10 protein-coding genes are annotated in these 11,923 nt (G+C 48.7%); all 10 read left to right on the forward strand.

From position 1 onward, the window contains the following. Nucleotides 1-44: 44 nt before the first annotated feature. Nucleotides 45-1,598, forward strand: coding sequence for a flavocytochrome c (locus Q0323_RS03125; RefSeq protein WP_298051366.1), 1,554 nt, complete (start codon nucleotides 45-47; stop codon nucleotides 1,596-1,598). After that, nucleotides 1,592-1,990: a cytochrome c3 family protein gene (locus tag Q0323_RS03130; RefSeq protein WP_298051369.1), complete on the forward strand. Its 399-nt coding sequence runs from the start codon at nucleotides 1,592-1,594 to the stop codon at nucleotides 1,988-1,990. The genes Q0323_RS03125 and Q0323_RS03130 overlap by 7 nt, the downstream gene beginning before the upstream one ends. A 13-nt stretch (nucleotides 1,991-2,003) precedes the next feature. Further along, the gene (locus Q0323_RS03135; protein ID WP_298051372.1) at nucleotides 2,004-2,588 is read left to right on the forward strand and encodes a NapC/NirT family cytochrome c; all 585 of its coding nucleotides are present in this window, start codon (nucleotides 2,004-2,006) and stop codon (nucleotides 2,586-2,588) included. Between the two features lie 17 nt (nucleotides 2,589-2,605). Continuing rightward, nucleotides 2,606-4,222, forward strand: coding sequence for a sensor histidine kinase (locus Q0323_RS03140; protein WP_298051374.1), 1,617 nt, complete (start codon nucleotides 2,606-2,608; stop codon nucleotides 4,220-4,222). A gap of 124 nt (nucleotides 4,223-4,346) precedes the next feature. Further along, a complete protein-coding gene (locus Q0323_RS03145) occupies nucleotides 4,347-4,901 on the forward strand; it encodes a response regulator transcription factor (protein WP_298051438.1) in 555 nt (184 codons plus the stop codon). A 124-nt stretch (nucleotides 4,902-5,025) separates the two neighbouring features. Continuing rightward, complete coding sequence (gene nifJ / locus Q0323_RS03150) at nucleotides 5,026-8,607, forward strand: pyruvate:ferredoxin (flavodoxin) oxidoreductase (protein ID WP_298051377.1); 3,582 nt, start codon at nucleotides 5,026-5,028, stop codon at nucleotides 8,605-8,607. 110 nt (nucleotides 8,608-8,717) lie between these two features. Next, entirely contained in the window at nucleotides 8,718-9,410 is a 693-nt protein-coding gene (locus Q0323_RS03155; RefSeq protein WP_298051380.1) for an aspartate/glutamate racemase family protein, read from the forward strand. Nucleotides 9,411-9,528: 118 nt separating this feature from the next. Beyond that, complete coding sequence (locus Q0323_RS03160; RefSeq protein WP_005870807.1) at nucleotides 9,529-9,852, forward strand: DUF2325 domain-containing protein; 324 nt, start codon at nucleotides 9,529-9,531, stop codon at nucleotides 9,850-9,852. A 91-nt stretch (nucleotides 9,853-9,943) separates the two neighbouring features. Beyond that, the gene (locus tag Q0323_RS03165; RefSeq protein WP_298051382.1) at nucleotides 9,944-11,080 is read left to right on the forward strand and encodes a hypothetical protein; all 1,137 of its coding nucleotides are present in this window, start codon (nucleotides 9,944-9,946) and stop codon (nucleotides 11,078-11,080) included. Between the two features lie 11 nt (nucleotides 11,081-11,091). After that, the gene (gene fldA / locus Q0323_RS03170) at nucleotides 11,092-11,583 is read left to right on the forward strand and encodes a flavodoxin FldA (RefSeq protein WP_298051385.1); all 492 of its coding nucleotides are present in this window, start codon (nucleotides 11,092-11,094) and stop codon (nucleotides 11,581-11,583) included. Nucleotides 11,584-11,923 lie beyond the last annotated feature (340 nt).

Here is an 11,923-nt window from a genome sequence, read left to right on the forward strand (position 1 = left end):
GATCGGCGGGGCTGAGTTATAGTTTTAAAATTTAAAGGTAGAAAATGAATAGTAGAAGAAAATTTTTAGGCGGCCTGTGCATGGCCGCCGTCGCTCCTGCGTTTGCCAACGCGCAGATCGACGCGAGCGACGTGAAATGGGACGAGGAGTGGGATGTGCTCGTCGTGGGCTCGGGCTTTGCGGGCTCGGCTGCGACGTGTCAGGCGCTAGATGAAGGCGCAAAAACGCTGATGATCGACAAGATGCCCGTGCTCGGCGGAAACTCCGCCATCAATGGTGGCGCGATCGCAGTGGTAAATTCCAGCTTTCAAAAGGCGCGCGGCATCGAGGATTCATACGAGCTGTATATGAAGGACATCCTCAAAGCGGGGTTAAATTTAAACCAAAAAGACCTTGTCGAAACGATCGCCAAAAACGGCAACGACGCTTATGAGTGGACGCTTAAAAAGGGCGTTTATTATCGCGACGCCTTGGGGCAGTTCGGCGGGCACTCGGTGCCGCGCACTATCTGGCCCGAGATAAACTCCGGCGGCAAGATCACCATCCCGCTGCAAGAGTACGCGATGAACCACGGCGCGACCATCCGCACGCGCGTGATCTTAGACGATCTGATCCGCGATGAGAGCGGCAAGATAATCGGCGCGAAGGTGAGGGAGAATTACGATTTCATCTTCGATCCGCTCAAAGACGAGGCGGACAACAAAAGCGGCACGGTGAAATTTTATAAGATCAACGGCGGCATCGTCATGGCTACGGGCGGCTTTTCGTACGACGTGAAATTTAGACAAACCATCGATCCTACGCTAACGCCTGATCTTGACTGTACCAACCACTACGGAGCGACCGCATACGCGCTAAAGATGATGATGGCAAACGGCGTTGCGACGCGCGATTTGGAGTGGATACAGCTAGGGCCTTGGGGCAGCCCCGACGAGAAGGGGTTCGGCATAGCGCCGGTATTTGCGATACCTGCGTTTAGCTACGGCGTGATGGTCGATGCGCGCACGGGCAAGAGGTTTATAAACGAGCTAGCCGACCGTAAAATTCGCTCCGATGCGATCTTAAAGATTCACAAAAACCCCGACGGCAGCCTCACTCACCCGATAGTTATCTGCGATAGCGTCGGCGCGCAGGGCACGACGAAGGCAAACGTTTATCGCGGTATCCACAAAAACGTCATTAAGGTTTTTGACACGATCAAAGAGCTTGCCGCACACTACGACATACCGTACGAAGGGCTTAAAAAGACGATCGATGATTACACGAAATACGCGCACGCGGGCAAGGACGAGGAATTTAACAAGCCGTTTTTTAAATTTAAAGGCATAGTTCCGGATCTTACTAAGCCTCCGTTTTACGCGTGGCGGGCGCTACCGAAGGTACATCACACGATGGGCGGCGTTAAGATCGACGTGCAGGCGAGGGTTTATGATACGAACGGAGCGCCGATAGAGGGGCTTTTTGCCGCGGGCGAGGCGGTGGGCGGACCGCACGGAGCGAGCCGTCTTGGAAGCTGCGCGATACCTGATTGCTTGGTGTTCGGCAGGATCGCCGGCGCAAATGCCGCAAATTTAGCCAAAAAGGAGAGAAAATGCTAAAAATTTTTAAAATTTTAGCGATCGCCTGTTTCGCTCTTTGCGTGGCATTTAGCGCAGACGGCGCGCTTGCGGACGCTGGTAAATTTAATAAACAAAACTATCCGATCAAATCTCATCACGACAAGCTCGGCTTTGACTGCAAAAACTGCCATAAACAGGCTGATCCGAAGGACTATAAGGCTCTAAGCGCGGATGAATGCCTAAGCTGTCACAAAAGCTACGATGCGCTAGCCGAGCGCAGCGGACATCTGGGATATGACGACAACGTCCACGCAAGCCCCCACTATCCGAAAATGGACTGCAACCTCTGCCACCGCTCGCACAAGCCGTCGCAGAACTACTGCGTGATGTGCCATTCGCAAGACTCGATGAAAAAAATCTTGGTGCCATAGGAAAGGAAGCGTTATGAAAAAAATATTTATAAAATTTTGTCTATTTTGCGTTTTCGCTTTCGTTATATTTTTCGGCGGCAATGCGCTTATCCACTCGACCGGCGACGATAAATTTTGCACCCTTTGCCACGAGTGGATGGATCCTATGGTGCAGGCGTATCACGGAGATAAGCACGGCGGCGCAAACCGCAAGGGAATAAAGGTAAAATGCGTGGACTGCCACCTACCGCACGACAGCTACATCTCATACGTGTTTCAAAAGGGGCTAAACGGCTTTAACGAGGTTACGCACATGATGTTTAACGACTCGGATAAGATGGACTGGCAAGCGCATAGGCAAAACCGAACGAAATTCGTCTATGACAGCGGCTGCATAAGCTGTCACGAAAGAATTTTAGACGTAAATTCCACAAATGCGAACATAAACGATATGCATAAAATTTACGCGGATTTTAAAGACAAAAAGGATAAACTAAGCTGCGTTAGCTGCCACAAAACGGTAGGCCATAAAAGCTTAGGCAAAATCCTTTACGAGATCAAAAATCCGCCGGTGGGCAACTGGGACGATGAACCCAAAAAGGACGAGCCGAAAAAATAGAAAAACGGAGACGCCTCGTGAAAGAGAATTTTTATAAAAATAATATTTTTGCAATTTTCTCTTTCATCTTTCTTGCCTTGATGGCGGGAAATTATATGCTTAACCGCTCGTTCGTAAGAGAAATTTTAGTGCGCGAGCAGTTAAGCATCCTAAAAAGCTCGAGCGAGCGTATAGAAAAATGGCTCGAAAATAAAAAATCTAGTCTGCGCGCCGTAAACGAGCTCATATCCAAATACGACTCCGCAAGAGACGAGCAGATCATAACCGATATCTTAGACAAAAGCCAAGAGATCGCAAATTTTTCAAGCGTTTATGCAGGATACGAAAACAACATAACCGTCTCAAGCAGGCTGTTTGACAGGCCGCAAAACTACTCTCCCGTGCTTCGTCCGTGGTATATCAACACGATAAAAGAGGATAAAATTTACATCACCAAGCCCTACTCGGACGTGGGTCTTAAAGTGCCCGTCATCTCCATATGCAGCAGCATCAAGCAGGATGGGGTTCTAAAAGGCGTGCTGTGCGGCGTAATATCCTTTAGCGACATCAAAACCGAAATTTTAGATCTGCGGATCGAAAACGGATATCTGTTTTTGATCGACGAGAGCCTAAACGTGCTGCTGCATCCGGATGAGCGCATAGAGCTATCTAAGATCAAATTTAATATAGAAAATTTAGATCTAAATAAAACGCGAAATTACGAAACGGACGATGCGATCTTTACTTTTAGGCCGCTTGAGGGCTCAAAGCTCGTTTTGGTAGCCAAGACGCTTAAAAAGAACATCTACAACAAGATCAACGAGCAGTTCATCGTAAATTTAGCGATCTACATAGTAAGCATATTTTTGTTTTTGATCCTTGCGTATTTTTACAACAAAAGGCTTGAGCGCCAAAGCAGGCTGCTTGAGCAGACGAAAAGGGAGTATGAGATACTTTTGTTTCAGCAGACGAAGATGGCCGAGCTCGGTCAGATGATCGCCGCGCTCTCTCACCAGTGGATTCAGCCGCTTAACTCGCTCGGGATTTTTTTAGGCAATCTGGTGCAGTTTAAAAAGACGGGCAAGCTGAGCGATGAAATTTTTTACGACAACATCAACAGATCGCTAGCCAATATCGATTATATGAGCAAGACGATGGATACATTTAAAAATTTTTACAAAATAGAGAGCAGGGTTCAAAATTTTAATATATATGGCGCGATCCGCGATACGATCTGCGTGCTCTTCCCCAGCAAGCGCACGGTCGATATAAAAGTAAGCGTGGCAAGGGGCGTGAGCCCGCTATGCGAAAACTACGCCAACGAGTTTAAGCAGATCATCGCCTGTCTGATCCAAAATTCCAAGCAGGCGCTGCAAAACGCAAAAAATCAAAAACGAGGCAGGATCGTCGTAAATATTAAGCGTGACGCCGAGCACTTCCTCATCAGGGTCATCGACAACGCAGACGGCATAGCCGTGCAAAGAGATAAAATTTTTACCCCTTTTTGCAGCACGAAGGGCAGCAGCGGGCTCGGGCTTTACGTCTCAAAGCTCATCGCAAACAAAAAATGCGGCGGCGATCTAAGCGTGGTAAATTTCAAAAATCCGACGATATTTATGCTAAAAATAGCCGTAAAGGTGGAAAATGATAAATGAAAGTATTTTAAAAAAGCTCGGAAATATCTCCGTCTTGCTCGTAGAGGACGACGAGAACACGAGGCTTGCTATCGCGCAGTCGCTTCAAATTTATTGCAAAAACATCTAAACCGCAAGCGACGGCATCGAGGGGTTTGAGAAATTTTTTAAAGGCGAATTCGACATCGTCGTAACCGATATAAATTTACCCGGCCTTAACGGGCTTGAGATGCTCGATGAGATCAAAAAGCGCGCGCCGCACGTCGCATCCATCATCATCACCTCCTACGATACGAGTGAGAATATGCTCGCCTCAATCGAGCTTGGCGCATACAACTACCTGCGAAAGCCTTTTAAGATCGAGGAGCTGCAAACTACGATCCTGATGGCGACTAAGAATTTATACGACAGCAAAATCGAATTCGGCGATATTTACGAATACGATTCGGCTAGTAAAATTTTGTTTAAAAACGGAGAGGCGGTTTCGTTTACAAAGATCGAAGCGAAGCTATTTTTTCTACTCGTAAGCAATATGAATAAAACCGTAAGTTATGAGGTAATCGAAAATTTTGTTTGGAACGAAAAGGCTATGAGCAGCGAGGCTTTGCGTATGGTAGTCAAAAAAATCAGATTAAAAACGGATCAAAGCTTGATAGAAAATATCTCCGGAGTAGGATATAAAATTTCAAGTAGCAAGTAGCCTTGGATGAAATATAAATTTTAGCAACTAAGCAAATTTATGCGATAGCTCAAACTGCGTAAATCTACCCAAAATTAAGCAAAAGTAAGTAAAATACGCCAATTAAATAACCAGGGAGTTTGATATGGCAAAAGTTATGAAAACGATGGACGGAAACGAGGCGGCGGCTTACGTCTCATACGCCTTCACCGAGGTCGCGGGCATCTATCCGATCACGCCTAGCTCGCCTATGGCGGATTACACCGATATTTGGGCGTCGCAGGGCAAAAAGAACCTCTTCGGCATGCCCGTTAAGGTAGTCGAGATGCAAAGCGAAGGCGGCGCGGCGGGCACCGTGCACGGCTCACTCCAAGCGGGCGCGCTAACGACGACGTATACTGCATCGCAGGGGCTTTTGCTAAAAATTCCAAATATGTACAAGATCGCGGGCCAGATGCTTCCGGGCGTTATTCACGTCGCGGCGCGCGCGCTTGCGGCGCAGGCTCTTTCAATTTTCGGCGATCATCAAGACGTCTATGCCTGTCGCCAAAGCGGCTTTGCGATGCTTGCAAGCGACAGCGTGCAGGAGGTGATGGATCTAGGCGGCATCGCGCATCTTGCGGCGATTAAGGGGCGAGTGCCGTTTTTGCACTTTTTCGACGGATTTCGCACTAGCCATGAAATTCAAAAGATCGAGGTGATGGATTATGCCGAGTTTGATCGCTTGCTCGATCGCGAGGCCGTGCGTAAATTTAGAGAGGGTGCGCTAAGCTCCGAGCATCCTAAAACTCGCGGCACGGCGCAAAATGACGACGTATATTTTCAGACGCGCGAGTTAGTTAATAAATTTTACGACGCGCTTCCGGACATCGTCGCGGAGTATATGAGCGAAATTTCAAAGATCACGGGGCGATCGTACGCGCCTTTCGTCTATTACGGCGCAAGTGAGCCGCAGCGCGTGATCGTCGCGATGGGCTCTGTCAATCAAGCGCTCGAAGAGGTGGTCGATCATCTAAACGCGAAGGGCGAGAAGGTAGGTGTGCTAAAAGTGCATCTCTACAGGCCTTTCAGCCTCAAATATCTCTTCGCCGCGATGCCTAAAAGCGTGCGCAAAATCGCCGTGCTTGACCGCACGAAGGAGCCGGGCAGCCTCGGCGAGCCGCTGTATCTGGACATAAAAGCCGCATTTTACGGGCGCGAGGACGCCCCGCTCATCGTGGGCGGCAGGTATGGGCTAAGCTCTAAAGATGTCGATCCCGCGCAGCTAATCGCCGTGTATGAAAATTTAAAGGCGGACGAGCCTAAAAACGGCTTTACGATCGGCATCGACGACGACGTGACGCATCTATCCCTTCCCGTGGGAGATAAAATTTCGCTCGGCTACGAAGATGAGACCGAGTGCCTGTTTTACGGTCTGGGCGCGGACGGCACCGTGGGCGCGAATAAAAATTCCGTCAAAATCATCGGCGATAAAACCGATCTTTACGCGCAGGCGTATTTTGCCTACGATAGCAAAAAATCGGGCGGCTACACGCGCTCACACCTGCGCTTCGGCAAAAGACCGATACGCTCGACCTATCTCGTCTCAAATCCGCATTTTGTCGCCTGCTCGGTCGCTGCGTATCTGGACATCTACGACGTCATCGGGGGCATCCGCGAGGGAGGGACCTTTCTTTTAAATTCCATCTGGGATGCCGAGCAGACGGCGGCAAAGCTTCCGAATAAGGTCAAAAAAATTCTAGCTGCCAGGCGGGTAAAATTTTACATCCTAAATGCCACTAAGCTGGCACGCGATATAGGGCTCGGAGGCCGCACCAATACGATCATGCAATCGGCGTTTTTCAAGCTTAGCGGCATCATTCCGTTCGAGCAGGCGCAGAGCTATATGAAAGAATACGCCAAGAAAACATACGCCAAAAAGGGCGAAGCGGTCGTGGCGATGAACTGCGACGCGATCGATAGGGGAGCGGACGCCTTGGTGCAGGTAGCGATCGATCCTGCATGGGCAAATTTAAAAGATGACCCAGCGGGCGCGGACGACAAATACAAAGGCGACGAATTTATAGAAAAGATCGTAAAACCGATGAACGCGGCGCGCGGCGATAGCTTGCCGGTCTCGGCGTTTTTAGGGCACGAGGACGGCGGGTTTGACGCGGGCACGACGCGATTTGAAAAGCGCGGCGTGGGCGTCACGGTGCCTAAATGGATCGAGCAAAACTGCATCCAGTGCAACCAGTGCGCCTTCGTCTGCCCGCACGCCGTAATCAGAGCGTTTTTGCTAGATGAAAAGGACGAAGCCGCCGCGCCTTTAAATTTAAAAGATCACCTGCTAGAAGCCAAGGGCAAGGAGCTAAAGGGGCTAAAATATAAGATCCAAGTAAGCCCGCTTGATTGCACGGGCTGCGCGCTTTGCGCCGAAAACTGCCCGAGCAAGGAAAAATCGCTCGTCATGGTGCCGCTTGAAGAAGAACTAGAAAAGGGCGAGCAAGAAAGCGCGGACTTTTTATTCGAGCACGTAAGATACAAAGACGATTTGATGGACAGATCAAGCGTCAAGGGCGTGGGCTTTGCGCGCCCGTATTTTGAATTTCACGGCGCATGTCCGGGATGCGGCGAGACGCCGTACATCACGCTGATCACGCGACTTTTTGGCGATCATATGATCGTAGCCAACGCCACGGGCTGTAGCTCGATCTACGGCGGATCAGCGCCTTCGATGCCGTACCGCAAGGACGAGAACGGCCGCGGCGTCGCGTGGGCGAACTCGCTTTTTGAGGACAACGCCGAGTTCGGGCTGGGAATGAAGATCGCAAGCGAGACGCTGCGCCATAAGATCGAGGATCTGATGCTCGGCTCGCTCTCAAGCGTGCCAAACGCGCTAAAGGCGCTTTATCACGACTGGATCGAAAACAGAGACGATACGCTAAAATCCGCTCAGATTAGAGATAGGCTGGTGCCGCTACTAGAACAAAATTTAGACGCGCCCGGGGTTCGTGAAATTTTAGAGCTGAAGCAGTATCTAAACAAAAAATCGCAGTGGATCATCGGCGGCGACGGCTGGGCTTATGACATCGGCTACGGCGGGCTCGATCACGTGCTAGCTACCGGCGAAGACGTAAACGCGCTGGTGCTGGATACGGAGGTTTATTCAAACACGGGCGGACAGAGCTCTAAAGCTAGCCGCCGCGGCTCGATCGCGCAGTTTACTGCAGGCGGCAAGCGTGTTCAGAAAAAAGACCTAGGCCAAATCGCGATGACCTACGGCAACATCTTCGTCGCGCAGGTAAATTCCAACGCAAACCAAGCCGCAACGCTAAAAGCGATCATGGCGGCGGAGGCTTACCCGGGACCTAGCCTTATCATCGCGTATTCGCCGTGTATCGCGCACGGTATCAAAGGTGGCATGGGCAACTCCGGCGATCAAGCCGAGCTTGCGAGCAAATGCGGCTATTGGCCGACCTACACCTTTGATCCGCGGCTTGCGGCGGAGGGCAAAAATCCGCTTAAAATTTCATCCAAAGAGCCGGATTGGAGCCTTTATGAGGAATTTTTGCTAAACGAAGTGCGCTACAACGCGCTTAAAAAGATCGATCCCGAGCACGCGGGCAAACTTTATGAAGCCAATAAAGCCGATGCGATGAGACGTTACCGCCAGCTCAAGCGGCTTGCGAATGCCGATTTCGGCGATGAGGTTATCTCTGCGGGCGCCGCTAGCGAGAATGCTTAAGCTTTGCGGCTATTTGTTGAAATTCCGGCTCTGCGAATTTTGCGATCCGGAATTTTATTAAATTTCGCGGGACTGCATAAAATTCCGTATAAATTTTAAAAGAGAAATCCATGAAAAAAATCGGACTAATCGGCGGTATGAGCTACGAATCTACGATTACCTATTATGATGGGATCAATCGCAAAATTAACGAGCGTCTAGGCGGGCTAAGTAGCGGCGAAATTCTGCTAAGTAGTCTAAATTTTGACGAGATCGAGCGGTGCCAAAGAGATAATGAGTGGGGCAGGGCGGGCGAAATTTTAGCTCGTCACGCGCGAGTTTTGCAAGGCGGCGGCGCGGATTATATTTTTCTTTGCACCAATACGATGCATAAGTGCTACGAGGCGATAAAAGCCGCTATATCCGTGCCTTTCGTGCATATCGCGGACGCCACGTTAAGTGAGCTGCGAAAACGTGGCGTGCAAAAAGTAGGGCTGCTCGGCACGATTTACACGATGACGCAGGATTTTTACAAACAGCGCTTGATAGATGGCGGCGTAGAGGTGCTCGTACCGAACGCGGACGAAATGGAAGCGGTAAACGAAGTAATTTTTGATGAGCTTTGCTTTGGTAAAATCTTACCGCAATCCAAAGAGAAATTTTTGCAGATCATTGAAGGGCTTAGAGCTCGCGGTGCGCAGGGCGTGATACTGGGCTGCACGGAGATCGGGCTGCTCGTATCGCAAGCAGATACCGCCGTGCAGTTATTTGATACTACGCAGATCCACATCGATGCGGCAGTAAGTCTAGCTTTAAGCGAGTAAATATCAAATATGAGCCGGTAAAATTCCGGCTTATAATTTCAAATTTTTATATATATTATCAGTTAAATTTAATCTTTCTCTGTTATAATAACGACTATCAATCATAAAAGGGGATGAAATGAACGTTTTAGTTATAGGAGCAGATGAGATTACACCCATTAAGGCGGTTTTAAAGGACCTTGGCGCGAGTAACATCGAGCACTGGGACGCACGAAACGAAAATCGCGTAAATCGTAAGCCGATCCCGCAGGATACGGAGTGTGTCGTGATGCTTACGAGCTTTTTAAACCACAACACGATGAAAAAAATCAAAGGCGAAGTAAAAAAGCGCAAAATCCCGCTAGTATGTGCTAAACGAAGCGTTAGCTGCGTATTTTGCGAATACTGTAAGGTTTTCAATTTAAATCAAGAATTCGGTTGCAGACCTTGCGAAGATGATTAAAATTCCAAGGAATTTAAATAATGCCGGCAAGTCCAAGCAAGCGGTTAAAAAATCGTGCACTGCACCGCAATCAAATGCTTACGAAGATAAAATGGACGAGCTGAATTCCAAGGATTCTTTAAATTCTAGCAAATTTAACTCTACTTGCCTTGCGCACGCCGGAAGCAAGAAATTTAGCGGAAAATCTAAAAAGTTTCTAAGCGATAAATCGGATGCACTTAATCATAATGCCTCTAAGCCGTGCGCTGCAAAGAGCGCGCAAAAAGGCGGTGCAAATAGGAATTTGACAGCAAGGGCTTTTTGCGACACTGGCTTAGCGCAAAAGAATTTTTTCTGCGCTAAGCGTTCGGACGAGAAATCAGCTTTGTTACGAGATATTGCCGCGCCAAAACGAGATATCGCGGCGCGCGAAAAACGCCAAAAAGCGGATCTGCGGCGCGATAATGAGCTTATTGATGATGAAATTTTAAATGCTGAAGCTTTTAATAAAAAATTCTTTTGCGGCGAAATTTTTGGCTTTGATGCGAACGGGCGCGAGATTGCGCCAGAGGCGCTGCAGGATTATGATGCGGCTTCGCGAGCGCGAGCGATGCTAGCTCTATATAATTTTAACGTTAATGCGGATTATAGAATTCTGCCCGCAAATTTAAAGGGCGCTTCGCAGTTTCGAGCGGCATTTTTAAATTTTATCGCTTCCGAACTTAGGCGCGGTGCTCGCAAAATTTACCGCTTCAAGCCCGCCGTGAAATTCTGCGCGGCGGATAATGCGGTAATCTTTGCCTATCTGCGCGGCATGCCGCTGCCCATATTTGCCGCTAAGCCTGCTTATAAGCTAACTCGCGCAATCGTGAGCTTGCGTAGCGGCGTGCTGCTAAACGGAGACGATGCATTTCGCAACTTCGTATTTTGCAAAATCGCGCTTCGCAATGCAGGCGCACAGCTGCAACTTGTGGGCAAATCAGGCGAGCTTATCGTAGTTCGCAAGAGCGGTTTTAGCCTAGGCGTGGTTACGAGCTTTAAAAAAAATTTACCTCAAAATCCAGCCATTTATGATAATGATATAAAAAAAGCGCTAGAGCTTTGCCGCGGAGCAAACATCGACGCCGTGTATCTTGTCTATCCAAAAAATGAAAATTTTAACCGCCACGTCGAGATAAAAAGCGAATGCTTTAAGGGAAATTTCATTATGAAATTAGTACCATACAAGCTTACCGACAAAATTTATTAAAAGGATACCAAATGGTTGGAATTATTTTTGGAAGCTCGATGGGCAATACCGAGGACGCCGCGAAGCTAATCTCCGAAAAGCTAGGCGTAGAAAACGAGTTAAAAAACGTTGCAGACATCGCGCCTGCAGATCTAAATAAATACACTGCGCTCATCATCGGCAGCTCCACGTGGAACGACGGAGAGTTGCAGGACGACTGGGCGGGCTTTGATTTCTCAGCCCTTGATGTCGCGGGCAAGACTGTCGCGATTTTTGGTATGGGTGATAGCTCAAGCTACAGCGACGCCTACTGCAACGCAATGCGCGAGCTATACGACAACTTCAAAAAAGCGGGTGCAAATATCGTAGGCGCAGTGCCTACCGACGGATATGAATTCGACGAGAGCAAGGCCGTGGTGGACGGCAAATTCGTTGGCCTCGCGCTAGACAATGACAATCAAAGCGACCTCACCGAGAGCCGCATCGAGGCGTGGGTAGCGCAAATCGCTCCATCTTTTAAATAGTCCTCCTTTAAATTTGCCGTGGAGCGTGCACTTCGCGGCACTTTCATCCTTTTTAAAATCATTAAAGCTTAGACCTTTTTAAAATTTAGCTCTGCCGACTTCGGTTAAATTTAAACGGCTTTTAAATTTTAAAATTTTAATTTGCGAGAATGAAGTTTATCTTTTAAATTTAGGTGCGCGATACTTTGCGCTAGCGTAAATGCGCGCCGACTTTGAGGCGCACATAGCGCGAGTAGATAAAATTTAAGCCGCCGTTATGGCGGAAGGACGAAGCTGGGAGTTTGAGTCACGGTTTATAAACCTTATCGGCGAACGCTCGGGAGATAAAATTTGCAAATTT

It is taken from the genome of uncultured Campylobacter sp., from assembly GCF_938030145.1.
Classification (GTDB): domain Bacteria; phylum Campylobacterota; class Campylobacteria; order Campylobacterales; family Campylobacteraceae; genus Campylobacter_B.